This window comes from Luteimonas sp. MC1895 (assembly GCF_016457215.1).
Lineage (GTDB): Bacteria > Pseudomonadota > Gammaproteobacteria > Xanthomonadales > Xanthomonadaceae > Luteimonas.
On record NZ_JAEMDY010000003.1, the window covers coordinates 260,068 to 285,956 of the forward strand.

Sequence of the window (25,889 nt, forward strand, 5' to 3'; positions counted from 1 at the left end):
CATGTCCACATCCCACTTCCCGCTTGAAAGCAGCGCCGCCGAGGCCCAGGCCGCGATCCGCGACGAGTTCGCCTTCTTCAGCGACTGGTCCGAGCGCTACCAGTACCTGATCGACCTCGGCCGCAAGCTGCCGGACTTCCCCGATGAGTTCCGCACCGAGGCCCATCGCCTGCACGGCTGCCAGTCCATGGTCTGGATCGTGCCCTCGGGTGACGCCGGGCGCATGGACTTCGCCGCCGCGAGCGACTCGGCGATCGTCTCCGGCCTGGTCTACCTCGCCCTGCGCGTCTACTCGGGCCGCAGCGCGCGCGAGATCCTCGCCAACGACCCCTCGTACATCGCCGACATCGGCCTGGCCAAGCATCTTTCGCCGACGCGCAGCAACGGCCTCGCCTCGCTCCTGGCCTTCATCCGCGACGCCGCGCAGCGCGCCCTGGCGTGAGCACGGCGGGGTCCGGCGGGGACGCGCCGCCGCCGGGCCCGGCCACCGCGCCGCCGGCACCGGTCGGCGTGGACGACAGCCGCATGGCCCCGCTGCGCAACCGCGCGTTCCGCGGCCTGATGGCCTACCGGATCTGCACGATCCTGTCCTACCAGATGGTCGCGGTGACGGTCGGCTGGCAGGTCTACGAGCTCACCCGCAATCCCTGGATGCTGGGGCTCATCGGCCTGGCCGAACTGGTCCCCTATTTCTGCGTGGCGCCGTTCGCCGGCTACCTCGTCGACCACCTGCCGCGGCGCCGGCTCGGCATGTACGCCTGCATCGGCCTGGCGTTGACGCCGATCGCGCTCGCGCTGATCGCCTCCGGCGTCCTGGGCACGGTGGACGTGGCCTGGATCTATGCCGCGCTGGTGCTGACCGGAGCGGTCCGGGCCTTCCTGGGTCCGGTCTACAACGCGCTGTTCGCGCGCGTGCTGCCACGGCCGCAGTTCGCGCGCGGGGCCAGCCTGGGCAGCATCGTGTTCCAGTCGGCGATGGTGCTGGGACCGGCCGTCGGCGGGGTGATCGTGGGCGCGGCGGGCATGTGGGTGTCCTACGCGCTGGCCGCGGGCTTCGCCCTGGCGGCGGCGTTCGCGGTGCGCCGGTTGCAGGTCACGGAGCCCGCGATCACCCTGCAGGGCGCGCCGATCTTCGCCAGCATCGCCGAAGGCGCGCGCTTCGTCTTCTCGCACCAGCTGCTGCTGGCCGCGCTCGCGCTGGACATGTTCGCGGTGCTGTTCGGCGGTGCGATTTCGCTGGCCCCGGCCGTCATCCGCGAGATCCTCGATTACGGCCCCGAGGGCCTGGGCATCCTGCGCAGCGCGCCGGCGCTGGGTGCGGTGGCGATGGGCGTCTGGCTGGCGCGCAGGCCGGCGACGCGTCATGCAGGGCGCATCCTGCTGATGGCCGTGGCCGGCTTCGGGCTGTGCATCATCGGCTTCGGGCTGTCGACCTCGTTCTGGCTCTCGGCCTTCTTCCTGCTGCTATCGGGGATGTGCGACGGGGTCTCGGTGGTGCTGCGCTCGACCATCCTGCAGCTGTCGACGCCCGACACCATGCGCGGCCGGGTGTCCTCGATCAACGGACTGTTCGTGGGTTCGTCGAACGAGCTTGGCGCGTTCTACGCCGGCTCGATGGCGCGGCTGCTGGGCCTGGTGCCCGCGGTCGTGCTGGGCGGCTGCGTGACCATGACCGTGGCCGCGGTCACCGCGTGGCGCGCACCGAAGCTGCGGCGGCTGGACCTGCGCGAGCTGCACTGAGGGCGGCATGGCGGCCGCTGCGGCGCAACACAGCGTTCGCGCCTGCGCCCATGGTCGCGTACACCCGGGCGCGGCGCCCGCCGTATGCTCGAATCCCCCTCGCCGCTCCGCCCCGCCATGGCCACCCTGCACACGCCCACCCCCAGCCACGTCCGGGGAGACACCTCGCAACCGCTGCTGCACGAGACCGTCGGCGCGATGCTCGCCCGCATCGCCGCCACCTGGCCCGACCGCGACGCGCTGGTGGTGCCGCCGCAGGGCGTGCGCTGGTCCTGGCGCGAGTTCGACGCACGCGTGAGCCGGCTTGCCGCCGGCCTGCTGGCGCTGGGCCTGGCGCGTGGCGAGCGCATCGGCATCTGGTCGCTCAACCGCGTGGAGTGGGTGCTGCTGCAGTTCGCCAGCGCGCGCGCCGGCCTGGTGCTGGTCAACATCAATCCCGCCTACCGCACGCACGAGCTCGAGTACGCACTGACCCAGGTCGGCTGCCGGGCGCTGGTGCTGCCGCCGGCGTTCAAGTCCTCGGACTACCTCGGCATGCTGCGCGAGCTGGCGCCCGAGCTGGACGCGTCCGCGCCCGGACAGCTGCAGGCCGCGCGACTGCCCGAGCTGCACCACGTGCTGCTGATGGGAGACGAGGGCGAAGCGGCCGGCGCCTGGCGCTTCGATGCCATCGCCGCCTGCGGCGATCCGGCCGCGCACGCGCGCGTCGCAGCGCTGCAGGACGCGCTCGATCCCCACGATCCGGTCACCATCCAGTTCACCTCGGGCACCACCGGCGCGCCCAAGGGCGCCACGCTCACCCACCACAACATCGTCAACAACGGCTTCTTCATCGGCGAGCGCATGCGCCTGACCGAGCGCGACCGCCTGTGCATCCCGGTGCCCTTCTACCACTGCTTCGGCATGGTGCTGGGCAACCTCGCCTGCGTGACCCACGGCAGCTGCATGGTGCATCCGGCCGAGGGCTTCGACGCGATCGCGACCCTGCAGGCGGTCGAGGACGAGCGCTGCACCGGCCTGCACGGCGTGCCGACCATGTTCATCGCGATGCTCGACCATCCGCGCTTCGCTGACTTCGACCTGTCCAGCCTGCGCACCGGGATCATGGCCGGATCGAACTGCCCGGTCGAACTGATGCGCCGGGTCATGGAGCGGATGCACATGTCCGAGGTGACGATCTGCTACGGCATGACCGAGACCAGCCCGGTGAGCTTCCAGACCACGGTGGACGACCCCGTCGAGCGGCGCCTCGACTCGGTCGGCCGCATCCATCCGCACGTCGAGGTGCGGATCGCCGACGAGGACGGCAACACCGTGCCCCGCGGCACCATCGGCGAGCTGCACACCCGCGGCTATTCGGTGATGCAGGGCTACTGGGGCGACGCCGCGCGCACCGCCGCGGCGATCGATGCCGAGGGCTGGATGCACACCGGCGACCTGGCCACGATCGACGACGACGGCTGGTGCCGCATCGTCGGCCGGCTGAAGGACATGCTGATCCGCGGCGGCGAGAACATCTACCCGCGCGAGATCGAGGAATTCCTGCACACGCATCCCGACGTCGTCGACGTGCAGGTGTTCGGCGTGCCCGATCCGAAGTTCGGCGAGGAGGTCTGCGCCTGGATCCGCCTGGTCGAGGGCGCCACGCCCGACGCCGGCGCTATTCGCGACTTCTGCCGGGGCCGCATCGCCCACTACAAGATCCCCCGCTACGTGGAATTCGTCGGCGGCTATCCGATGACGGTCTCCGGCAAGGTCCAGAAACATCTGATGGCGGCGGAGATGGCGAAGCGCCTGGGCGGCTGATCCTGCGCTGGAAGCAGGAAAGAGCTTTCGCATTTTGGGGAAAGACGCTGGTGGGGCTCTCGCGGCGCTTCGATGCATGGCCTGCTGACGCCTCGGCGCTTCGACGCATGGCCTGCTGCCGCTCATGTCCCCCGATGCCGGCCCTAAGGGCCGGCATCTCCTCCTTGACTTCCCGTCAGCAGGCCACGCGCCGCAGCGGTGCGAGGCCGTCGGCGCGCCGCCGGAAAGCAAAGGCCACGCGCGGCGGTGCCCCGGCGCGGTGCACGGCCCAGGCAGCCGACACCCTTCACGACTGCGGTGCCATGTCTGCTGTCGCTCATGCCCCCGTCTCCGGCTTGCGGGCGGAGCCTCCACCTTGACTTCCCGTCACCGCAGTCCGGATCGGTTTGGCCCCTTGAAGCAGGACGTAACGCCGGTCCCCGCGCCGGCCCGGCTCGTGCTTTTCGTGGTTGTGCTCGTGCTTGCTCTTGCTCCTGCTTCTGCTCTGCTCCTGCTCTCGCTCCGGTCGCCCGCGGCCTGCACCGCTTTGGCGCGTGGCCTGCTGACGGGAAGTCAAGGAGGAGGCGCCGGCCCCTTGGGCCGGTGCCGGGGGACATGAGCGGCAGCAGGCCATGCGTCAAAGCGCCGCGGCGCGCCACCACGGCGCCTCCCTCACGTGGAAGCAGAAGCAAAAAAAAGCCCGGCGATGCCGGGCTTTCTGCTGACGCGGTGCGGATCCAGGCTCAGTCGCCGATCTGCTTCTGCAGGTGCTCCCAGCGCTCCTGCTCGTCGATGGTGCGCTCGGCGGTGAGACGGGCCTCGAGGCGGTCCAGGCCGATCTCTTCGCCGGAATCGACGCTGAAACCGTATTCGCCCGAGTCGACGCGCTTCAGCGTGCTGTCGATCTTGCCGATCAGCTTGCGGTAGCGGTCACGGGTGCGCAGCTCGAGCGAGTTCTCGGTCTCGCGGGTGGCGCGCTCGGCGTCGTCGCCGACGTCGCGCACTTCGTCCTTGAGGTTCTCGATGGTCTGCTTCGATTCCTCGACCAGGTCCGCGCGCCAGTCCATCAGGCGCTGGCGGAAGTACTCGAGCTGCAGCGGGCTCATGTACTCCTCGTCGGCGCCGGGCTTGTAGCCCTCGGGCGGGATCGGACGACCGGTGGCCTCGTCGGTCTTGTAGGCAACGACCTTGTAGCGCGGTTTGGGTGCCGGCGCCTGCGGCTGGCGCGTGGTCACGGCCTTGGCCACCTTGGCGCCGCGGCGCGCGGGCGCCTGGCGGGGAGCGGGAGCCGCCACCGGGGCGACCTTGGTCGAGGGCTTGGCGGTGGCCTTGCGCGCGGCGGCGGGAGCCTTGGCCGGCGCCGCGGCGGGCGCGGCCTTGGCGACCGCCTTCTTCATCGGCGCCGCCGGCACGGCCTTGGCGGCCGGCTTGGCCGCCGGCCTGGGCGCAGGTGCCTTCGCCACGGCGGACTTCTTCGCCACCGGAGCCGGGCTGGCAGGCGCCTTCTTCGCGGGCGCGGCCTTCTTCGCAGCGGTCTTCACGGGCGTCTTCTTCACCGCCGGCTTGGCCTGGGCCGCCTTCTTCGCGACCGGGCCCGCGGCGGCCTTCTTCGCGGGAGCCTTGGCCGGCGCCTTGGCCACGGCCTGCTTCGCGGGGGCCTGCTTCGCGACGGCCTTCCTGGCGACGGCCTTCTTGACGGCGGCCTTCGTGGCCTTCTTCGCTGCGGGCTTGGCGGCCTTGGCGGCCTTCTTGACGGTCTTCTTCACTGCCACGTTCGGCGATCCTTCTGGGACGAGTGGGCGCCGGCCCGCTGGTTGGCGGCCGGCCGCCGGCCTTGCAGCGGGAGCGGGGCATTCACCGACGTGGCCGCATTGCGGCGACGATTGACGTGTCCGGCCACCGGGAGCGCCCCGGGGGGCGCGCAAGTGGCCGGCGCCACACTCCCGACGCTTGGACGGGAAAGCGGGCTGTTATACCCTGCCCCGGCTGCAGCGGCAACCGCGGCGCGCCGCACACCCGACCTTTTGCCGACGCATCTTGATCGATCGCCTGCTCATCGCCCTGCTCCGCGGCTACAAGCGCTGGCTCAGCCCGCTGCTCGGCCCACGCTGCCGGTTCGTCCCCAGCTGCTCGGAATACGCCATGCAGGCGATCTCGCTGCACGGCGCCGTGCGCGGCAGCTGGCTGGCCGTGAAGCGCGTCGGGCGCTGCCATCCCCTCCATCCAGGCGGCTTCGATCCCCCGCCGCCCCGCGACCACGGACCCCCACGATGACCGACACCCTCATCCTCAACGCGCGCCTGGTGAACGAGGGCCGCGAGTTCGACGCCGACCTGCGCATGCGCGGCGGCCGCATCGATGCCATCGGCAGCCTTGCGCCGCGTGCGGGCGAGACGGTGGTCGACGCCGACGGCCGCCGCCTGCTGCCGGGGATGATCGACGATCAGGTGCACTTCCGCGAACCGGGCATGGAATACAAGGCCGACATGGCGACGGAATCCGCCGCGGCCGTGGCCGGCGGCCTGACCAGCTTCATGGACATGCCCAACACCAGCCCGCCCACGCTCGACGCCGCGGCGCTGGAGCACAAGTACGCGCGCGCCGCCGGCCGCGCGCGCGCCAACCACGGCTTCTACATGGGCGCCAGCAACGACAACCTCGCCGCCGTGCGTGCCATCGATCCGCGCGCGACCCCGGGGCTGAAGGTGTTCATGGGCGCGTCCACCGGCAACATGCTGGTCGACGATCCGCAGACGCTCGACGCGATCTTCCGCGAGACGCCGGTCCCGATCATCACCCACTGCGAAGACACGCCGATGATCGACGCGGCGCTGTCGGCCGCTCGCGCGCAGTACGGCGACGACATCCCCGCCGCGCTGCACCCCGACATCCGCTCGCGCGAGGCCTGCATCAAGTCCACGCGCCTGGCGCTGAAGCTGGCGCGCCGCCACGACACCCGCCTGCACGTGCTGCACATCTCCACCGCCGACGAGCTGGCGCTATTCGAGGCCGGGCCGCTGGTCGATGCCGACGGCCGGCTGCGCAAGCGGATCACCGCCGAGACCTGCATCCACTTCCTGCGCTTCGACCGCGCCGACTACGCGCGCCTGGGACACCAGATCAAGTGCAACCCGGCGATCAAGGAGGCGAGCGACCGCGCCGCCCTGCTGCACGCGCTCGCCGACGACGTCATCGACGTGCTGGCGACCGACCACGCCCCGCACACCTGGGAGGAGAAGCAGGCGCCGTACACGCGCGCGCCCAGCGGCCTGCCCCTGGTGCAATACGCCCTGGTGGCGGCGCTGGAGTGCGTGCACGAGGGCCACTTCGACGCCGCGCGCGTGGTGCAGAAGTTCGCCCATGCGCCGGCGCAGCTGTTCGACGTGAAGGAGCGCGGCTTCCTGCGCGAGGGCTACTGGGCCGACCTGGTGCTGGTGGAGGACACCCCGTTCACGGTGAGGCGCGAAGACGTGCTGTCGAAGTGTGGCTGGTCGCCGTTCGAGGGCACGACCTTCCGCTCGCGAATCGCGTCCACCTGGGTCAACGGCGCGCTGGCCTGGGATGGCGCGCGGATCAGCGGCGACGCGGCAGGGCGCCGCCTGGAGTTCGCGCGATGAGGCGCTGCGCGAACGGCGTGGTTCCGGCACCGGACTACGCACGGTGACCGCGGCAGGCGTGGTCCTCGTGGGCCTGCTGTCCGCCCTGCCCTGGGCACTGGCGATCGCGCAGGCCGTCCCCGCGATGGCGTCGGTCGACGCCGCCGCCGCGGACGCACGCGTGGTGTTCCCGGAGCGCGTGCAGCAGGGTGCCCTGGTGCTGGGCAAGGTGCCCGCGGGCAGCCGCGTCGAGCACGCCGGTCGCGTTCTGCGCAGCACCGGCTACGGCACCGTGGTCTTCGGCGTCGGCCGCGATGCCAGCGGCCCGCTGGAGGTGCAGGTGATCCGGCCGGACGGCAGCCGCACCGCGGCCCGGATCGAGGTCGATCCGCGCGACTGGCCGATGGAGCGCGTCAACGGCGTGCCGCCGAAGACCGTCGATCCGCCGCCGGCCATCGCCGAGCGCATCCGCCGCGAGCAGGCCCGCGTCACCGCCGCGCGCACCCGCGACGACGACCGCGCCGATTTCGCCAGGCCCTTCATCCGTCCGGTCGAAGGCCGCATCAGCGGCCGCTTCGGCAGCGGCCGGATCTACAACGGCAAGCCGGGCGCCGGCCACTCCGGAATGGACATCGCGGCCCCGACCGGGACGCCGGTCCAGGCGCCGGCTGCAGGCATCGTCACCTTCGCCGACCCCGGGCTCTATCTCACCGGCGGCACGGTGGTGATCGACCATGGCCACGGCGTCAGCTCGAACTTCCTCCACCTCTCGCGCATCGACGTCGCCGAAGGCGAGCGCGTCGAGCAGGGGCAGGCCTTCGCCGCCGTCGGCGCCACCGGCCGCGCGACCGGGCCCCACCTGCACTGGGGCATGAACTGGTTCGACGTCCGCGTGGATCCGCTGCTGGTGCTGGAGCGGCGGTAGGCCGGAGCGTTGGTTGCGCCGGAACGCCGGCGTCAGCCCGCGGCGCGGTGCATGACGCGGCCGAGCAGCCGCGTCGCCGGCGAATTGGCCAGGTCCTGGGGTGAGACCAGGCGCGGGTTCGGGCGGTGGTCCAGCCCTGCGCCAGCGCCGGCGCTGGCGGCGCGCAGAGAACCCGGCCCGGCGAGGCGCGCGAGGACCTGCTCGCGGGCATCCTCGAGCGCGGCGTCGGAGGGATCCACCACGTCACGCAGGAGCAATGCGGCATCGGCCTGGCCGGCGCTACGCAGTCCGGCCGGCGCCTTCGGAAACAGCACCGGGCCGATTTCCTCGGCCAGGCGCTTCCAGTCGATGGCCGGGAACGGCGCGGTGCCGCGCCTGCCTTCGACGATCGGCGGGGCCATGCGGCCGCGCGGCTGGGCCCCGCACTCGGCCCAGGCGCGGTAGACGACTTCGCTGCAGACCATCCCCGGCGACTCGGAGGGCAACGCCCGATCGAGGGCGATGCGGACAAGGCGCCTCGCCAGCGGATGTACCGGCCACTTGCCGCGCACCGCCATGACCGCGCCGAACAGCGCCAGCTGGTCGACCGGGTACGGCGCGCCCAGCAGGTCGCCGGCGTGCGCGCAGACCAGCGCGCGGTCGGCTGCCGCGAACGCGCCGCTGCCATCCTGCGGCCGCCAAGCGTCGATGAAGTGGAAGTGCTCGAATTCGACCGCGCGCCGCGCCAGCGGATAGCGCCGTACGCCGCCGAGCGAAGCCTCGACCAGCTCGCCGCCTTCCACGACGATGCCCGCATGGCTGTAGACGCCGTCGCTCGCCCAGGCGATCAGGTCCGACAGGGGTCCCTCGCCCATCATCAGCAGGATGTCGCCCGCTTCCAGCGCCTCGATGCCGATCGTGTCCATTGCGTGTCCGTTGTGTCCGAGTCCGATGTTCATGCGCCCGCGACCGCCAGCTCCGCGCGCTCCGCGGCCCCGGCGCTCGACACCCGGTTCCGCCCGGCCTGCTTGCTCGCGTACAGCGCGGCATCGGCGCGTTCGACCAGGGCCTCCACGCTGTCGCCCGGCCGCGACTCGGCCACGCCGATGCTCAGGCTCGCGCGCAGCCGGTGGTGCTCGATCGTCAGCGGGCGGCCGTTGACCGAGACCCGCATGCGCTCGGCCACCGCGAGCGCGTCGGCCAGCGGCGTCGCCGGCAGCACCACCAGGAACTCGTCGCCGCCATAGCGCCCGATGAGGTCGCCGCCGCGCAGCTGGTTGCGCACGCGCTGCGAGACGACGCGCAGGCACTGGTCGCCGACGCCGTGGCCATGTTCGTCGTTGACCGGCTTGAAGTTGTCGAGGTCGACGAAGGCGATGCACATGCCGCCCGCCTGGTCGGCCTGCAGGGCGCGGCGCAGCTCGGCTTCGATGCCGGCGCGGTTGAGCAGGCCGGTGAGCTTGTCGGCGACGGCCAGGGCGCTGGCCTGGTCACGGTCGCGGCGCAGCTCGAGCAGCTTGTCCGCCAGGCCGATCGCCAGCAACAGGCTGGCCAGCGCGAAGCTGCCGGCGAGCCCCTGCGCCAGCCAGGGCGGTGCCGACCACAGCTCCATCAGCCCGGTCGCCACCAGGGTGGTGAACACCATCAGCGGCAGCCAGGACACCATCACCACGCGTCCGGAACGGTCGCCGCGCAGCGCGAGCGTCGTGCTTCCCACCAGCAGCAGGGCCGCCGACAGCACCAGGCCTGCATTGCCCGCGAGCGACTGCCACGGCGCCAGCGCGAGGATCGCCCCGATGCCGCAGGACGCGGACAGCGCGGTCCCGATCCACAGCAGGCGGTCGACGCCGGGCAGCTTGCCCGGGAGGTCGAGGTAGCTGCGCTGGAACAGGTTGCTGCAGACCACGCCGAAGCCGCCCACCACCATGTGCGCCCGCGTCGTCGAGAACAGCTGCTCGGCCCCGGGCAGCAGCCGCGCGTCTCCGCCCACGGACACCAGGTAGAACACCGCGAAGCACAGCATCCCGCCGAACCAGGCGAAGCTCGACTCGCCCGTCCCGGCACGGAACACGAAGGCCAGGACCGCGAGCAGGGCGATGACCGACAGCACCAGGGTCCGCCACGTGGTGTAGGCGAGGTCGTCGCGCTGCACCGTGGCGAGCGGCTCGACCGCCACCTGCATCGGCAGGCTGGAGCGAGCCTCCACCCGCAGCCACACCGCCGACCCTGCCGGCAGGCCTTCCGGCAGGTCCACGACCAGGGCACGCGGCGCGTGGCTCGGATCGGCGTGTGCGCCGTAGATCGACAGCTCCACCGGCGCGTCGCGGCCCGGCACCCAGGCCTGCACGCGGTTGACGAAGGGTGAGCGCAGCACCAGCTGTGGCCGGTCGCCCGCCGGAATCGGCGCCGGCGCGGTCACCCGCCACCAGCCGACCTCCCCCTGGCGCGCGCGCAGGAGCGGCGCGTCAAGCCGCGCCAGTGCGCCATCCAGGCGACCGGAACGCAGGGCTTCGATATCGAGCGCCGCGCCGTTGGCCTGCCGCAGTTCCTGCAGCACGAGGAGCGGCTGGGCGGGCACCGTCTTCGCGGCCATGGCGAACGGTGGCAGCGCGCACAGCAGCAGGAGCAGCAGCCAGACGCTGCAGCAGAGCCCCCGGCGTCCGCGTTCCCCATTCCCCATGGCGCAATCGTATCCCAGCCCCTGCGCGCCGGCAGCCGGGAAACCACCCGGATCCCGCCGGGGATCGACCCGGCCCCAGGCGGATCGGCTCCGGCGCCTACGCCACCACGCCCGTCACCCTGGCCACGGCGTCGTGCGCGTGCAGGCTTTCGAAATGCGAGACCGTGGCGTCGAAGCGGGCCACGTGCGGGCTGGCGCTGATGGCGGCGGCGACGCGCCGGGCGGCGTCCTCGCAGAACATCAGGTTGTCGGCGTTGGCGCGGGCGAAGGCCTGCTCGTCCTCGCGCTTGACCGCGGTCTGCACGGGGGTGCCGAGCGCGGCCTCGATGGCATCGACGAGCTGCAGCAGCGGCAGGCACTCGACGTCGTCGCGCAGGGTCACGCGCACGTCGGCGCGGCTGCGCTGGGCATGCGGGGTCGCGGCCAGGCCGCGACCGGAGGCCAGCCACTCGCGCACTTCGACCTTGGACGGTGCGTCGTCGGCGCCGAAGTCGTCCTCGAAGCGGTCGGCGTTGGCGCGTCGCGACAGCGCGGCGGAGGCCGGGCAGGTGCTGGAGTAGTCGACGCCGAAGGCGAGCACGATGTCGGCGCCGGCCGGGGACAGCACCGCGTCGATTTCCACCGGATAGGCCTTCCAGCCGGCGTTGTCACTGGCCAGGGCGCGGCGCCTGAGCAGCTGGTCCCAGCGCAGGGTCAGCCGCGCGGTGGTGGCGAGCCCGGACTGCGAATCGATGCACGCGCGCAGCAGGTCGCGCAGGACCGGCACGGCCAGCGGCTGCGCCGACAGCGCGTCCTGCACCAGCAGGTAGAGCCGCGACATGTGGATGCCGCGGGTCTCCGCGCTGGCCAGGTCGACGCCGATGTCCGCCGATGCCGGCACCCGTTGCGGCTCCCCACCCTCGCCCGCCACGCACAGCGGCAGCGCGATGCGGCGCATGCCGACCCAGTCGAGCGGGCGCGCGGCGGCGGCGCGATCGTAGGCGACGTCGGGCAGCGCCGGAGGCTGGTTGGAAGAAGTCACGCGAGGGCCTGCAAATGGGAATGGATTGCAATTGTAACCGTGCGGCGATGCGGGCCCACGCAACGCTGCATGCCGTGCACGCCGCAGCGGCGTGGCCGCGCGGAGGGCCCGGCGATCCGCTGGTTCAGCGCGGCGAACGCGCGCCGCGCCACGCCGCCAGCAGCGCGCGCACGGGCGGCAACGCCGCGCCGGCGCCGCGTCGGCGCGCCGACATGAAGGCGCTGACGATGCCGCGCGGGCGGGTGCCGGGACGGACCCGGCCCGCGTTGCGATCGGCCACGTCGACCGCCTCCATCGGCGTCGCCTGGACCAGGCTGCGCTCGTCCAGGAGGCCGCGCAGCACGACGGCGCGGGCGTCGGCGTCGGCGCGTCCGTCGAACAGCGCGGCCTCGCAGTCGGCCACCGCGGCCGCGAACGCTTCGCCCGCGACCACGTCGCCTGCGCCATGCGGCTCCGCCGTGGCATCGGCATCGCGTCCGCGCAGCGCGCGCAGGTCGGGCAGCGCGCGGCCCAGCGCCAGCCACGGCACCGTGCTGCGCGGCTGCAGCAGCGCGCCCAGGGGATGGCGGCGGGCACCCTTGCTCCAGCCGCCGAGTTCCTCCTGCCACCAGGCCAGCTTGGCCAGTCCCGGCGTCGGATCGGCGCCACCCCAAGCGGCATCGGTCAGCTCCTGCAGCAGCGTGAACCAGGCTTCGACCACGGGCCGCTGCGCAGCCGGCACGAAGACCATGCCCAGCTCCCACTCCGGCCAGCGCGCGCGCCACTTGGCGACGAAGCTGGCGGCGCCGTCGCGGACGTCGACGTCGGTGCTCACGGCCAGGCGTCCGGTTCCAGCAGCGCCTGCGGGCTCTCCACCATCGTGTCGGCCTGCCATGCGCGCGGATCGTCATGCTCCAGCCGGTAGCCCCAGAGCGCCACCAGCGAGCGCATGCCGGCGGCGCGCGCGGCCAGGATGTCGCGTTCGTCGTCGCCGACATAGACGCAGTCGGCGACCGCGAAGCCCATGGCCCCGGCCGCGTGCAGCAGCGGCAGCGGGTGCGGCTTGCGTTCGGCCAGGGTGTCGCCGCCGATGAGCACGCCGCTGCGCGATTCCCAGCCCAGCGCGGGCATCAGGCCACGCGCGAGGTATTCGGGCTTGTTGGTGACGATGCCCCAGCGCGCGCCGTCGGCCTCGAGCGCGGCCAGCATCGCCTCGATGCCGTCGAAGGCGGCGCCGTGGCGGCCGAGCTCTTCGGCGTACACGTCCAGGAACTCGCGGATGAGCTCCGGCGGAACCTCGCCGCCCAGCCCGGGGAAGGCCGCCGCGCTCATCGCCCGCGCACCCTTCGAGACGTGCGGGCGCAGCTGGGCGAGCGGCATCGGCGACACGCCGCGCGCGGCGCGCATGCGGTTGACCGTGGCGACCATGTCCGGCGCGCTGTCCAGCAGCGTGCCGTCCAGGTCGAACAGCACGCAGCGCGGGAAGCGCCCGCCCGTGCGCCGGCCCTCGCCGCTCACGACGCGTCCGGCTTCGTGGCCGAGGCGAGGTAGTTGACGTCGGTGCGCGACGACAGGCGCGCGCGGTTGGCCCAGGGCTCGTAGGCGAGTCCGGCGACGTCGTCCAGCTCCAGTCCGGCCTCGCGCAGCCAGCCGGCGAGCTCGGACGGGCGGATGAAATCGCGGTACTGATGCGTTCCGCGCGGCAGCAGGCGCGCGACGTACTCGGCGCCGACGATCGCCAGCGCGAACGCCGCCGGGGTGCGGTTGAGCGTCGACACGAACAGTTTTCCGCCGGGCCTGAGCAGCGTCGCGCAGGCCTGGATGATCGACCCGGGATCCGGGACGTGCTCGAGCATCTCCATGCAGGTCACGACGTCGAAGCTCCCAGCCGCCTCTGCGGCCAGCGCCTCGACCGCCTGCACGCGGTAGTCGATCTTCAGGCCCGACTCGAGCGCGTGCAGGCGCCCCACCCGGACGAGGTCGTCGGCCAGGTCGATGGCGGTCACGTCGGCGCCGGTGCGGGCCATGGCTTCGCTCAGCAGCCCGCCGCCGCAGCCGACGTCGAGCACCTTCGCGCCGCCCAGCGGCCGCCGCGCGGCGACGTAGTCGAGGCGCACCGGGTTGAGCGCGTGCAGCGGCTTCTGCGGGCCCTCCGGGTCCCACCAGCGGTTGGCCAGCTCGGCGAACTTGTCGAGTTCGGACTGGCGGAAGTTGCTGCCGTGCGGCGAGGTGGTCATGGCGTCTGCTCGGGAGTGGGGAATGACCGGCGCTTCAGGCGCCGGTGCGGACGCCGGCCATGCGCGTGCGCCACTGGCGCGCGTTGGCGACCAGCGCCGCCGGATCCATGTCGACCAGCTCGCGTCCGCGCAGCTTCGCCGCGCCGGCGATCCAGACGTCGGACACCTGGTGGCGGCCGGCGGCATAGACGATCTGCGAGACGACGTGGTGCAGCGGCTGGGTCTCGAGCTCGCCAAGGTCCATGCAGGCCATGTCGGCCTGCTTGCCCGGCTCGAGCGAGCCGACCAGGTGGTCGAAGCCGATCGCCTTCGCACCGCCCAGGGTCGCGGCGCGCAGTGCGGTGAAGGCGTCGAAGCCGGCCGCATCCTGGCCCACGGCCTTGGCCAGCAGCGCCGCGGTGCGGGTCTCGCCGACCATGTCGAGGTCGTTGTTGCTGGCGCAGCCGTCGGTGCCGATGGCCAGGTTCACGCCGGCGCGCTCCAGCGCGCAGGCCGGGCAGAAACCGGAAGCCAGCTTGAGGTTGGACTCCGGGCAGTGCACCACGCTCACGCCGCGCTCGGCGCAGAGATGGATCTCGGCGTCGGTCAGCTGGGTCATGTGCACCGCGATCAGGCGGTCGTTGACCAGGCCCAGGCGGTCCAGGCGCGCCAGGGGACGCTGGCCGTGGTCCTTCAGCGACTGCTCGACCTCCTGCGCGGTCTCGTGCAGGTGCAGGTGCACCGGCACGTCGAGCTGGTCGGCGAGCATGCGCACGCGCGCGAAATTGGCGTCGTTGACCGTATACGGCGCGTGCGGCGCGAAGGCCATCGCGATCAGCGGATCGCCGCGCCACTGGTCGTGGACGGTGCCGGCCTTGTCGAAGTACTCGTCGTCGCCCGAGGCCCAGGCGGTCGGGAAATCGATCACCGGCAGCCCGACACGCGCGCGGAAGCCGTGGCGCTTGTACACGGCCGCCTGCACGTCGGGGAAGAAGTAGTTCTCGTTGCAGCAGGTGGTGCCGCCGCGGAGCATTTCGGCGATCGCAAGCGTGATGCCGTCGGCGACGAAGTCCGGCGCCATCACCGCGGCCTCGATCGGCCAGATGTGCTGCTGCAGCCAGACCTTGAGCGGCAGGTCGTCGGCGATGCCGCGCATCAGCGTCATCGGGTTGTGGGTGTGCGCGTTGACGAAGCCCGGCAGCAGCACGCCGTCCGGACGCGACACCACTTCGGCCGCGGCGAAGCGCGCGCGCGCCTCGGCCCGCGGCAGCACGGCGACGATCACGCCGTCGCGCACCGCCACCGCGTGGTCTTCGAGCACCACGCCGTGCGGCACCACCGGGACCACGTGGCCGGCCTCGACCAGCAGGTCGCAGGCCTCGGGCGCGCCCGCCTCGACCGCCATCACTTGACCCGGCTGACGTACTCGCCGGAGCGGGTGTCCACCTTGATCACCTCGTCCTGGCCGACGAACAGCGGCACGCGCACCACCGCGCCGGTTTCGAGCGTGGCCGGCTTGCCGCCGCCGCCCGAGGTGTCGCCGCGCACGCCCGGATCGGTCTCGCTGATCTTGAGTTCGACGAAGTTCGGCGGGGTGACCTGGATCGGCGTGCCGTTCCACAGGGTGACCACGCAGTCTTCCTCGCCCTTCAGCCACTTTTCCGCGCCGCCCATGCCGGTCTTGTCGGCCTGGACCTGCTCGAAGTTGTCCGGGTCCATGAAGTGCCAGTACTCGCCGTCGGCGTACAGGTAGCGCATGTCGGTATCGACCACGTCGGCGGCGTCCACCGAGTCGGTCGCCTTCATGGTGACTTCCTGCACGCGGCCCGACTTGATCATGCGGTACTTCACGCGGGTGAACGCCTGGCCCTTGCCCGGCTTGACGTACTCGGTGTCGGAGATGATGGCGGGTTCGCCGTTGATGAGGATCTTCATCCCGTTCTTGACGTCGTTCATGCCGTAACTGGCCATGCGTGCTCCTGCTGGGTGGGGCCGCGCGAGCGGCTAGAATGTCGGGGAAATGATACCCGCAGCCCCCCTTTCCATGCAGCCACGCGGCTGGCAGCAGGCCTGGCGCGAATCCGTCCGCGATCCGCGCGAGCTGCTCGCCCTGGTCGGGCTGGGCCACGAGGCGGCCCGCGTGCCCGCCGGGGCCCTGGAGGCGTTCGCGCTGCGCGTGCCCCGCGGCTTCGTGGCGCGGATGCGGCCCGGGGATCCGGACGACCCGCTGCTGCGCCAGGTCCTGCCGCTGGCCGACGAACTGCGCACCGTGCCCGGCTTCGGACTCGATGCGGTGGGCGACGCGGCCGCCCGCAAGGCCCGCGGCGTCATCCACAAGTACGAAGGCCGCGCCCTGCTGGTGGCCACCGGCAGCTGCGCGATCAACTGCCGCTACTGCTTCCGTCGCCACTTCCCGTATGCGGAGGAGACCGCGGCCGCCGGCGGATGGGCCGATGCGGTGGCGGCGATCGCGGCCGATCGCGGCATCACCGAGGTCATCCTGTCGGGCGGCGATCCGCTGTCGCTCGCGACCCGCAAGCTCTCCGAGCTCACCGGGCTGCTGCGCGACATCCCGCACATCCGCCGCCTGCGCATCCACAGCCGCCTGCCGGTGGTCCTGCCCGAGCGGGTCGACGACGCGCTGCTGGCCTGGCTGCGCGGGCTGCCCTGGCCGGTGGCCGTGGTGGTGCACGCCAACCATGCCAACGAGTTCGACGCGTCCGTCGGCGCCGCCATGGCTGCCCTGCGCGGCGCCGGAGCCAGCCTGCTCAACCAGGCGGTGCTGCTGGCCGGCGTCAACGACTCGATCGATGCCCTGGCGGCGCTGTGCGAGCGCGGCTTCGACGCCGGCGTCCTGCCCTACTACCTGCACCAGCTCGACCGCGTCGCCGGCACCGCGCATTTCGAGGTCGACGACGGACGCGCGCGGGCACTGCATGCCGCGCTGGTCGCGCGACTGCCGGGCTACCTTGTTCCGCGCCTGGTGCGCGAACTGCCGGGCGACACGTCCAAGCGCGCGCTGTGACCGCGGTCGCCCCCGGGACGCTGTCCGGGTCCGCCAACGCATCGGCGTCATGGACGCCAGGCGCCGGTGCATGGCATAACGCCGCATCCACGGAGAGACCCATGTCGAAGAGCCAGGACACCGCACTGCGGCTGATGATTGTCGATGACAGCCCCGAGGCGGCCGAGGCGATCGTCAGCACGCTGCGCAATGCGGGGATCGCGGTGCGTCCGCTGCGGCCGGCGTCGGCGGACGAGCTCGCCGGCATGCTGGCCGCGCAGCCGGTCGACGTGGTGGTGGCCCAGGTGGACTCGGCGGTGCTGCCGCTGGCCACCGTGCTGCAGCAGGTCACCGCCACCGGCAAGGACCTGCCGGTGCTGGCGGTGGCCGACGTGCTCGACCAGGAGGCCTACGTCCAGGCGATGGGCGCCGGCGCGCGGGCGCTTGCGCTGCGCGAACCGGCGTCGCTGCTGCTGGCGCTGGTCCGCGACGCCTGGACCGACCTCGAGGCCCGCCGCGCCCAGCGCCGGCTCGAAGCGCGCCTGCGCGAGACCGAGCGCCGCTGCGACGCGCTGATCGATTCCTCGCGCGACCCCATCGCCTACGTGCACGAAGGCATGCACATCCGCGCCAACCAGGCCTACCTGGAGATGTTCGGCTACGACGAGTTCGAGGACATCGAGGGCATGTCGCTGCTGGACATGGTCGCGCCGCAGCACGTCGAGGACTTCCGCCAGCTGCTCAAGTCGCTGGCCCAGGGCGAGGCGCCGCCGCCGCGATATGAGCTGCAGGCCCGCGACATCGACGGCAACGCCTTCCCGGCGGCCATGGAGTTCGCCCAGGCGCAGTACGAGGGCGAGCCCTGCGTGCAGGTGGTGATCCGCCGCCAGGAACTCGATCCCGAGCTCGCGCAGGAGATCGAGGAGCTGCGCCAGCGCGACCAGGCCACCGGCCTGTACAACCGCGCCACCTTCCTGCACGCACTCGAGGGCGCGGTGGATTCCGCCGCCCAGGGCAGCGCGCAGCACGGCCTGCTGCTGATCGAACCCGACCACTACCAGCAACTGCTGGCCGACATCGGCCTGGATTCGGCCGACCACCTGCTGGCCGCGGCCGCCACGCGCCTGAGCGCCGCGGCCGAAGGCCTGGACGCCGTCGCCGCGCGCTTCGGCGAGCACACCCTGGCGCTGCTGGTGCGCAATACCGACCATGCCGGCACCCAGTCGGTGGCGAACCGCGTGCTGACCGCGTTCTCGGCGGAGCTGTTCGAGATCGGCGCGCGCTCCAGCGTGATCACCGCCAGCATCGGCGCGGTCCAGGTCGGCGAGCGGATCGCCAGCGTCAGCCAGGTGCTCGCCAAGGCCACCGAGGCGGTGGCGTCGGTCAACGCCACCGGCGGCAACCGCTTCGAGCTGTTCGATCCCAGCGCGGTCGACCGCGCCGAGGAAGAGCACATCCAGGCCTGGGTGACGCGCCTGCGCGATGCGCTCGACAACCAGGGCTTCGTGCTGCACTACCAGCCGGTGATCAGCCTGCAGGGCGACACCGGCCCGGTGTACGAGGCCTTCCTGCGCCTGAAGGGCGCCGACGGCGAGCTGATCAAGCCGCTGACCTTCCTGCAGATCGCCGAAGAGCACGGGCTGCTCTGGGAGATCGACCACTACGTGGTCGGACGCGCGATCGCGGTGATCGGCGAGCGCATCCGCGCCAACAAGCCGACCACCCTGCTGGTGAAGGTCAGCCAGGCCTCGCTGGCCGACGACAGCCTGACCCGCTATATCGGCGAGCAGCTGCTCGCGCACGGCGTGCCGGGCGAATACCTGGTCGTGGAGTTGGCCGAGGCCAAGGTGTTCACCCACCTCAAGGCGGCGCAGGCCTTCGCCGCCGCGGCCGCGCGCCTGGACTGCCGCATCGCCCTGGAGAACTTCGGTGCCGGGCTGGATTCGTTCCAGCTTCTCGCGCACCTGAAGCCCAACATGCTGAAGATCGATCCCGGGTTCACCCAGGACCTGACCGGCAACCCGGACAACCAGGTGCGGGTCCGCGAGATCGCCTCCAAGGCGCGTGAACTCGGCATCCAGACCATGGCCGACTTCATTTCCGACGCGGCCAGCATGTCGGTGCTGTTCGGCACCGGGGTGGACTACGTCTCGGGCAACTTCCTGGCCCCGTCCGGCCCGGACATGTCCTACGACTTCGAGTAAGGCCCCTGGCGGCGCTGCGGCGCGGGGGCGGGGCTGGATAACGGGCGACGCTGCGGCGTGGGGGCGGGATACCTGGCGGCGCTGCGGCGCGATGCCTGCTGCCGCTCATGTCCCCCGGCTTCGGCCTTGCGGCCGAAGCCTCCTCCTTTACTTCCCGTCAGCAGGCATCGCACCGCAGTCCTTAACGGTGTCGGCCGCTGGAAGCAGCGCGAAACGAAGGGCGCAGCTGGCCGGGGCGTGTGCTTCTGGGAGGGGGCGCCGCGGACCTCGCTCGCTTCGGCGCGTGGCCTGCTGACGGGAAGTCAAGGAGGAGATGCCGGCCCTGTGGGCCGGCATCGGAGGACATGAGCGGCAGCAGGCCATGCGTCGAAGCGCCTCGATGGCCCACGCGCGCACTTCGCCCCTTGCATCAACGCGCCACCATGGCCCACCCGCGATGCCTAGGCCAGCAGACCCTGACGCAGGGCGGCCTCGCCGTCGATGCTGCCGGCCTCGAGCGCTCGGATGCGCTCCTCCAGCGGCGGGTGGCTGAGCAGCAGGCGGCGCAGGCCATGGCCCACCGCACCGCTGATGCCGAAGGCCGCGACCTGCTTGGGCAGGGTGTTCTGGCCCTGGTTGATCGACAGGCGCTTGAGCGCGGCGATCATCTTCGGCCTTCCCGCCAGCGCGGCGGCGCCGGCATCGGCGCGGAATTCGCGATGGCGCGAGAACCACATCGCGATCATGCTCGCGAAGATGCCGAAGACCATGTCCAGCGCGAAGACGATGGCGAAGTACGCCAGCCCACCGCCGCCGTTGTCGCGGCCGCCGCTGAGGTAGCCGTCGACCACCCGGCCCACCAGGCGCGCCAGCACGATCACGAAGGTGTTGAGCACGCCCTGCAGCAGGGCCATGGTGACCATGTCGCCGTTGGCGATGTGGCTCACCTCGTGCGCGAGCACGGCTTCGGCCTCGTCCTGGTCCATCGAGCGCAGCAGGCCCGTCGAAACCGCCACCAGGGCGTTGTTGCGGTTGGCGCCGGTGGCGAAGGCGTTGATCTCGGGCGCGTCGTAGATGGCGACTTCCGGCATGCCGATGCCGGCCGCCTGAGCCTGGCGGGCGACGGTGTCGACCAGCCAGCGCTCGACGTCGCTGCCGGGGCGTTCGATCACGTGCAGGCCCGCGGCGCGCTTGGCGACCCACTTCGACGACAGCAGCGAGATCAGCGAGCCCCCGAAGCCGAACAGCGCAGCCATGACCAGCAGGCCGCCCATCGACTGCGGGTTGATGCCGAACACCGACATGATGATGCTGAGCAGGGCCAGCACCGCCAGGTTGGTGGCGAGGAAGAGGGCGACGCGCTTGAACATGGGACGGGTTTCCTGCGGGTTCGATTCTGTGGGTGAAGTGTGTCCGACCGGCATTGAATTCAAGATGACGCGATGAGCCTCGACCCAGCCCCGGATGCGCGCCCTGCTCTTGCCATGACGACTCCCCCGCCGCTGCGCGGCCGCTTCGCACCCTCGCCCACCGGCGCCCTGCATTTCGGCTCGCTGCTGGCCGCCTTCGGCAGCTGGCTGGCCGCGCGCAGCGCCGGCGCGGAGTGGTGGCTGCGCGTCGAGGACGTCGACCGCGGGCGGGAGGTGCCGGGCGCGGCCCTTGCACAGCTGCGCACCTTGGCCGGCTTCGGCCTGGAACACGACGGCCAGGTGACGTGGCAATCGCAGCGCGGCGAACTGTACGCCGCGTCGGTTTCGCGGCTGCTGGACGCCGGGCTGGCCTTCGAGTGCCACTGCAGCCGCGCCGACGTCGCCGCGACCGGCGGCGTCCATCGCGCCTGCCGTCCCGGCGCACGCCGGACCCGCCCTGCCCTGCGGCTGCGCGTCCCGGATGGCAGCCGCGTGGCCTTCGAGGACGCCGTGCATGGCCGGACCGCACAGCAGGTCGACCGCGACGTCGGGGACTTCGTCCTGCGGCGTGCCGACGGCTTCTGGGCCTACCAGCTCGCCGTCGTGGTCGATGACGCCGACCAGGCCATCACCGACGTGGTGCGCGGCGCGGACCTGCTCGACTCCACCCCGCGCCAGGTGCTGCTGCAGCGCGCGCTCGGCCTGCCCACCCCGCGCTACATGCACCTGCCGCTCGTACTCGGCGAAGACGGGCGCAAGCTGTCGAAGTCGGAGGGCTCGCTGCCGGTGGATGCGGCCGACCCGCTGCCGACGCTGCGCGCGGCCTGGCGCGCGCTGGGCCAGCCGCCGTCCAGGTTGCCGACGTCGGGTCCGCTGCGCGACGTGCTTGCGGCGGCCGTCGCCGGCTTCGACGCAGGACGCATCCCGCGCGGGCCGCTGTCCGCCACCGCACTGCACAATGCCGCTGCAATGCCGGGACCCTAGAATCGATCGCGAAGCGGACGCATGCCGCGTCCACGCATCGGGAGCGATGACATGACGTCACGGGTCGCGTTGGTCACCGGGGGAACCGGCGGCATCGGCACTGCCATCTGCAAGCGCCTGGCCAAGGCCGGCCACAGGGTGGCCACCAACTACCGGAACGAGGACAAGGCCCGCGCCTGGGAACAGGCGATGCGCGCGGAAGGCTTCGAGTTCACCCTGGTGCCGGGCGACGTGTCCTCGGCGGCCGAGGCCGAGGCGATGGTGCGCAAGGTCGAGGAACTGCTGGGGCCGGTCGAGATCCTGGTCAACAACGCCGGCATCACCCGCGATTCGACCTTCCACAAGATGACGCCGGAGCAGTGGACCGACGTGATCACCACCAACCTCAACGCCTGCTACAACGTCACCCGCCCGGTGATCGAGGGGATGCGCGAGCGCAAGTGGGGCCGCGTCGTGCAGATCAGCTCGATCAACGGCCAGAAGGGCCAGTACGGCCAGGCCAACTACGCCGCCGCCAAGGCCGGCATGCACGGCTTCACCATCTCCCTGGCGCAGGAGAACGCGAAGCTCGGGATCACCGTGAACACGGTCTCGCCAGGCTACATCGGCACCGACATGGTGATGGCGGTCCCGGAGGCGGTGCGCGAGAAGATCGTGGCCCAGATCCCCACCGGACGCCTGGGCGAACCGGACGAGATCGCCTATGCGGTGGCGTTCTTCCTGGCCGACGAAGCGGCGTGGATCACCGGCGCCAACCTGTCCGCCAACGGCGGCCAGTACATGGGCTGGTAGCGCTCCGGACCCCTCGCGGGGGTCTGGTTGCAAGCGCTGTTGCGCTGCGTCATGCTGCGTTGAGTCCGGTAATTCGAGCACCGCAGCATGGCCATGCGTGTCATCAAGAAGTACCCCAACCGCCGCCTGTACGACACCGAGATCTCGAGCTACATCACGATCGAGGATGTCCGCCAGCTGATCGTGGACGGCGAGGACTTCGAGGTCCGCGATGCCAAGAGCGGCGACGACCTGACCCGCCAGGTGCTGCTGCAGATCATCTCGGAGCAGGAGCAGGACGGCCAGCCGATCCTGTCGACGGAGCTCCTGAGCCAGATCATCCGTTTCTATGGCGACTCCCTGCAGGGCTTCATGGGCCCCTACCTGGAGCGCTCGATGAAGACCTTCCTCGACCAGCAGCAGCAGTTCCGCCAGCAGATGGGCAGCATGCTGGGGCAGACGCCGTGGTCGATGATGAGCCAGCTGACCGAGCGCAACATGGCGATGTGGGAGGAGTTCCAGCGCAACCTGGGTTCCGCGGCCAAGCCCGCCGACAAACCCCGCGACCCCGCCCCCGGCAGCAAGCGCAAACCGCTCTAGAAGCGGCTGTAGGAGCCGCTACAGCCGCGATCCCGACACGCCGACACCACGCCCCACCCCGGCGATTCCGATCCGCTGCCACCATGCAGCACTGCGGCACGCGGCGGGAAGATTCCCGCGCTCGTTCTCCCGGCCTGCCTCCGCCCGTCCCCGCCTCAGCCCCGCAGCGCCGGCGCCCCGTCACCGCAGAAGCGCTGGTAGAACTCCATCGCCTTCGGCATCAGCGACTGCAGGTTCTGGATGCGCGTGCCCGGATTGGGATGCGTGGACTGGAACTCGGGCGGCGCCTGGCCGCCGCTCGCCGCGCCCATCCGCTCCCACAGCGGCACCGCTTCCTGCGGGTCGTAGCAGGCCGCTGCCGCCAGCATCAGCCCGACATGGTCGGCCTCGGTCTCGTGCTTGCGCGCATAGGGCAGCAGGTAGCCGTAGCCCATCGCCGCCATCACCATCTGCTGCTGCTGCGGATCCATGCCGCTCATGGCGCCGGCCATCTGCCCCATCTGCGACAGCTTCTGCTGGGCCATGCGCTGGGCGCCGTGGCGGAGCAGCGCATGGGCGATTTCATGGCCCATGACCACCGCCATGGCGCTTTCGTTCTGCGCCACCGGCACCAGCCCGGTGTAGACCGCCATCTTGCCGCCGGGCAGGCAGAACGCGTTGGCCTGGTCGGACTCGATGACGTTGACATCCCAGTCGAAGGTCGACGAGAAGCCGGTCGGCTGCTGCCCGTTCTCGGCCGCCAGCGCGGCCTCGATCTCGGGCACGCGCTCGATCAGCCGGCGCGCGATCTCGCGGACCTCGCGCGCGATCGGCGTGTTCGGATCCACCGGACGCTCGGTGGACAGGATCTCCTCGTAGGCCTGCAGGCCCAGCGCCTTTTCGTCCTCGACCGACAGCGAGCGGTCGATCAGCACCTTCTCGCCGGTCACCGGGTCCAGGGTCTGGTTGGAGAACCAGTAGTACGCGCCGTACGCGAGGAACGCGACGAGGATCAGGATCCTCGGGTTGAAGCCGCGGCGCGGCCTGGCCTGCTGCTGCTGCCGCTGCCGGCCGAAGGGATCCTGACGCATGTACGCTCCTGACCTGGTGTGCTCTTCAGATGTCGCGCGCGACCCGGAAGCCCACGCGTGCGTTGGTGTTGTCGACCGGCGATGGCGCCCGCCACGAACTGCGCGTCTGCGGCGGGGAGCTCGCCCAGGCCCCCCCGCGCACCACCTGCATCCTGCAGCCCGGATTGACCCAGGCCGCGCCGGACGCGGGGGCGCGGCGGTAGCTGTCGTGCCAGCAGTCCGCCACCCACTCGCTCACGTTGCCCTCAAGATCGTGCAGTCCGAATGCATTGGCCGTGAAGCTGGCCACCGGCGCCGGCCCCCAGTGGCCGTCGTCGTAGCCGTCGAAGGCATTGCTCCAGCCGCGCCCGCCGGGTGAGCGGTCATTGCCACCGGTCAGGTTGCCGGCGCGCGCGGGCGGTGCGTCGCCGCCCCATGGGTAGCGGCTGCTGCCACCCGCACGCAGCGCGTACTCGAACTCCGCCTCGCTGGGCAGCCGGTAGCGTTCGCCACTGACCTCGGCCAGCCAGTCGACATAGGCCTGGGCGTCGCGCGCGCTGACGTGGACCACCGGCAGGTTGGCCGCGGCCGGTGCGCCGGCAAAGTCCGACTTCCAGTCCACGCCGCTGCGGCGGACGAAATTGCCGCTGCGCTCGTCGTAGGCCATCGAGAATCCGCGGCGCTCGGCGCGGGTCCGGTAGCCGGTCGCGTCGACGAAGCGGCGGAACTGCGCGACGGTGATCTCGGCAAGCGACAGCGCGAAGCCGCGCTCGAAGCGCAGGTTGCGCCGCGGGCGTTCGCTGTCCTCCGCATCGGGGTCGCCGTCGACGGCGCCCATGCTGAAGCCGCCGTGCGGGACCACCACCATCTGCGGGCCGCGCCCGCCCGCGGCGCCGTCGGTGAAGCGCTGGCCGGGCCGGAAGCCACCGTAGTGCACCGCCAGGTCGATGCGTTCGCGCAGTTCGGCCACGGCCGGATTGCGCGGCTCGGCCAGCACCAGCATGCGGGCCAGCAGGGCGCGGGCCTGCGCGATGCCGTCCGGCCGCGCCAGGGCGGCGACGCCCTCGTCGCGCAGGCGCTGGATCCACCGCCTGCGCTCGGTGTCGACGCGCTCCCGCGCATCGGCCACGGTCCCGACCTCGTCGCGCACGCCTTCGGCGTGTCCGAGCCAGGTGCCCGCGGTCTCGAAGTCGCCGTCCGCGGCGGCATCCTCCGCGCGCCGGATCATCGCGCTCTCGATCGCGGCACGCGTCTGCAGCGCGCGCGGCTGCTCCGCGTCGACCGCCAGCGCCTGGCGCACCCGCGCCAGCGCTCCGCCACCGGCCTCGCCCAGGCGACCTTCGCGCAGCTCGGCCTCGGCTGCGCGGTTGATCTCGGCGATCTCCTCGGCGCGGTCGACCCCGGCCAGGTACTCGCCGACGTCGCCGCCTCCCGGGCGCAGGCTGCGCGCGACCGCGGCGACCTCGCGGGCGCGTCTCAACGCCGCATCGTCGTCACCGGCCCGCGCCAGCGCCTCCGAGCCCTGCGCGAGCAGCGCGGCGAAGGCGCGCTCCAGCCCCTTGCCGGCCTCGGCGCTGTCCGGCACATGCACCAGCACGGCCTGGTACAGGGGGATCGCCGATCCCGGCCCGGCATCCAGGTCGCCGGATTCGAGGGCCGCATCCGCGCGCTCCAGCGCGTCGTCCAACGCGGCGGTTTCGTTCTCCAGCTCGACCTTCGGGGCGCGCCAGGTGAGGCTGCCCGCCAGGCGGTCGTCGCCGCTGATGGTCACGCTGCCGTCGCCGGCGGCCGTGTCGACCGCGGCATCCGGGGTCGCGGCTTCCTGCGCGGCGTCGCGGCCGCAGCCCGCCGCGAGCAGCAGGGCCAGCACCAGGACAGTGCCCGCGCGGCGCGGCCAGGCGCGGGTCCGATGGGGATTTCGACGGTCGCTCACGGGGGCAGATTACGGCAAGCCGCCCCGGCCGCGCA

23 protein-coding genes are annotated in these 25,889 nt (G+C 72.0%); 11 read left to right on the forward strand and 12 right to left on the reverse strand.

The window, feature by feature from the left end; translation table 11 throughout:
• The first annotated feature begins 1 nt into the window (after position 1).
• The 3 genes from JG616_RS09250 to JG616_RS09260 all read left to right on the forward strand — a co-directional run bounded on the left by JG616_RS09250 (position 2) and on the right by JG616_RS09260 (position 3,546).
• The gene (locus JG616_RS09250; protein ID WP_199361697.1) at positions 2–442 is read left to right on the forward strand and encodes a SufE family protein; all 441 of its coding nucleotides are present in this window, start codon (positions 2–4) and stop codon (positions 440–442) included.
• Positions 443–525: 83 nt separating this feature from the next.
• Complete coding sequence (locus JG616_RS09255; protein ID WP_199392518.1) at positions 526–1,740, forward strand: MFS transporter; 1,215 nt, start codon at positions 526–528, stop codon at positions 1,738–1,740.
• An 84-nt stretch (positions 1,741–1,824) separates the two neighbouring features.
• The gene (locus JG616_RS09260) at positions 1,825–3,546 is read left to right on the forward strand and encodes an AMP-binding protein (protein ID WP_235973073.1); all 1,722 of its coding nucleotides are present in this window, start codon (positions 1,825–1,827) and stop codon (positions 3,544–3,546) included.
• A 722-nt stretch (positions 3,547–4,268) separates the two neighbouring features.
• Here JG616_RS09260 and dksA read toward each other — a convergent pair.
• Positions 4,269–5,297 carry an RNA polymerase-binding protein DksA gene (gene dksA, locus JG616_RS09265; RefSeq protein WP_199392409.1) on the reverse strand — a complete coding sequence of 343 codons (1,029 nt, stop codon included), beginning with the start codon at positions 5,295–5,297 and terminating at the stop codon, positions 4,269–4,271.
• Between the two features lie 265 nt (positions 5,298–5,562).
• On the opposite strand from dksA, the gene yidD reads away from it, so the two are divergent.
• From yidD to JG616_RS09280, 3 genes are all read left to right on the forward strand, one after another.
• Positions 5,563–5,799: a membrane protein insertion efficiency factor YidD gene (yidD, locus tag JG616_RS09270; protein WP_207748985.1), complete on the forward strand. Its 237-nt coding sequence runs from the start codon at positions 5,563–5,565 to the stop codon at positions 5,797–5,799.
• Positions 5,796–7,142 carry a dihydroorotase gene (locus JG616_RS09275; protein WP_199392410.1) on the forward strand — a complete coding sequence of 449 codons (1,347 nt, stop codon included), beginning with the start codon at positions 5,796–5,798 and terminating at the stop codon, positions 7,140–7,142. Before yidD ends, JG616_RS09275 begins: the two co-directional genes overlap by 4 nt.
• A 124-nt stretch (positions 7,143–7,266) precedes the next feature.
• Positions 7,267–8,046, forward strand: a complete 780-nt coding sequence (locus JG616_RS09280) for a M23 family metallopeptidase (protein WP_199392521.1) — start codon at positions 7,267–7,269, stop codon at positions 8,044–8,046.
• 32 nt (positions 8,047–8,078) lie between these two features.
• Here JG616_RS09280 and JG616_RS09285 read toward each other — a convergent pair whose 3' ends face one another.
• The 8 genes from JG616_RS09285 to efp form a co-directional block, all read right to left on the reverse strand.
• The gene (locus tag JG616_RS09285) at positions 8,079–8,951 is read right to left on the reverse strand and encodes a hypothetical protein (protein ID WP_199392411.1); all 873 of its coding nucleotides are present in this window, start codon (positions 8,949–8,951) and stop codon (positions 8,079–8,081) included.
• Between the two features lie 29 nt (positions 8,952–8,980).
• Positions 8,981–10,705, reverse strand: a complete 1,725-nt coding sequence (locus JG616_RS09290) for a diguanylate cyclase (RefSeq protein WP_199392412.1) — start codon at positions 10,703–10,705, stop codon at positions 8,981–8,983.
• Positions 10,706–10,802: 97 nt separating this feature from the next.
• Positions 10,803–11,726 carry a GTP cyclohydrolase FolE2 gene (folE2, locus tag JG616_RS09295; protein ID WP_234446482.1) on the reverse strand — a complete coding sequence of 308 codons (924 nt, stop codon included), beginning with the start codon at positions 11,724–11,726 and terminating at the stop codon, positions 10,803–10,805.
• Positions 11,727–11,850: 124 nt separating this feature from the next.
• Entirely contained in the window at positions 11,851–12,540 is a 690-nt protein-coding gene (locus JG616_RS13660) for a phytoene/squalene synthase family protein (protein ID WP_235973074.1), read from the reverse strand.
• Entirely contained in the window at positions 12,537–13,223 is a 687-nt protein-coding gene (locus tag JG616_RS09300; protein ID WP_199392414.1) for a phosphoglycolate phosphatase, read from the reverse strand. The genes JG616_RS13660 and JG616_RS09300 overlap by 4 nt, the downstream gene beginning before the upstream one ends.
• On the reverse strand, positions 13,220–13,942 hold the full coding sequence (gene ubiG / locus JG616_RS09305) for a bifunctional 2-polyprenyl-6-hydroxyphenol methylase/3-demethylubiquinol 3-O-methyltransferase UbiG (RefSeq protein ID WP_199392415.1): 723 nt from the start codon (positions 13,940–13,942) through the stop codon (positions 13,220–13,222). The genes JG616_RS09300 and ubiG overlap by 4 nt, the downstream gene beginning before the upstream one ends.
• 34 nt (positions 13,943–13,976) lie before the next feature.
• Entirely contained in the window at positions 13,977–15,326 is a 1,350-nt protein-coding gene (locus JG616_RS09310) for a TRZ/ATZ family hydrolase (RefSeq protein WP_199392416.1), read from the reverse strand.
• Positions 15,326–15,892, reverse strand: a complete 567-nt coding sequence (efp, locus tag JG616_RS09315) for an elongation factor P (RefSeq protein WP_199361686.1) — start codon at positions 15,890–15,892, stop codon at positions 15,326–15,328. Before efp ends, JG616_RS09310 begins: the two co-directional genes overlap by 1 nt.
• 49 nt (positions 15,893–15,941) lie before the next feature.
• Here efp and epmB point away from each other — a divergent pair, with 49 nt between their 5' ends.
• Both epmB and JG616_RS09325 read left to right on the forward strand, forming a co-directional pair.
• Positions 15,942–16,946, forward strand: coding sequence for an EF-P beta-lysylation protein EpmB (gene epmB / locus JG616_RS09320; RefSeq protein ID WP_199392417.1), 1,005 nt, complete (start codon positions 15,942–15,944; stop codon positions 16,944–16,946).
• A gap of 101 nt (positions 16,947–17,047) precedes the next feature.
• Positions 17,048–19,129 carry an EAL domain-containing protein gene (locus JG616_RS09325; protein WP_199392418.1) on the forward strand — a complete coding sequence of 694 codons (2,082 nt, stop codon included), beginning with the start codon at positions 17,048–17,050 and terminating at the stop codon, positions 19,127–19,129.
• 440 nt (positions 19,130–19,569) lie between these two features.
• Here the strand turns inward: JG616_RS09325 and htpX are convergent, their stop codons facing one another.
• The gene (gene htpX / locus JG616_RS09330) at positions 19,570–20,478 is read right to left on the reverse strand and encodes a protease HtpX (RefSeq protein WP_199359979.1); all 909 of its coding nucleotides are present in this window, start codon (positions 20,476–20,478) and stop codon (positions 19,570–19,572) included.
• Positions 20,479–20,592: 114 nt separating this feature from the next.
• Between htpX and gluQRS the strand changes: the two genes are divergently transcribed.
• From gluQRS to phaR, 3 genes are all read left to right on the forward strand, one after another.
• The gene (gene gluQRS / locus JG616_RS09335) at positions 20,593–21,501 is read left to right on the forward strand and encodes a tRNA glutamyl-Q(34) synthetase GluQRS (RefSeq protein WP_199392419.1); all 909 of its coding nucleotides are present in this window, start codon (positions 20,593–20,595) and stop codon (positions 21,499–21,501) included.
• Between the two features lie 51 nt (positions 21,502–21,552).
• Positions 21,553–22,293, forward strand: a complete 741-nt coding sequence (phbB, locus tag JG616_RS09340; protein ID WP_199359977.1) for an acetoacetyl-CoA reductase — start codon at positions 21,553–21,555, stop codon at positions 22,291–22,293.
• Between the two features lie 87 nt (positions 22,294–22,380).
• Positions 22,381–22,872 carry a polyhydroxyalkanoate synthesis repressor PhaR gene (gene phaR / locus JG616_RS09345; RefSeq protein ID WP_199359976.1) on the forward strand — a complete coding sequence of 164 codons (492 nt, stop codon included), beginning with the start codon at positions 22,381–22,383 and terminating at the stop codon, positions 22,870–22,872.
• A gap of 155 nt (positions 22,873–23,027) precedes the next feature.
• Here phaR and JG616_RS09350 read toward each other — a convergent pair whose 3' ends face one another.
• Positions 23,028–23,942 (reverse strand): M48 family metallopeptidase, encoded by a 915-nt coding sequence (locus JG616_RS09350; RefSeq protein ID WP_199359975.1) that lies wholly within the window; start codon positions 23,940–23,942, stop codon positions 23,028–23,030.
• Positions 23,943–23,967: 25 nt separating this feature from the next.
• A complete protein-coding gene (locus JG616_RS09355; RefSeq protein WP_343225006.1) occupies positions 23,968–25,854 on the reverse strand; it encodes a formylglycine-generating enzyme family protein in 1,887 nt (628 codons plus the stop codon).
• Positions 25,855–25,889 lie beyond the last annotated feature (35 nt).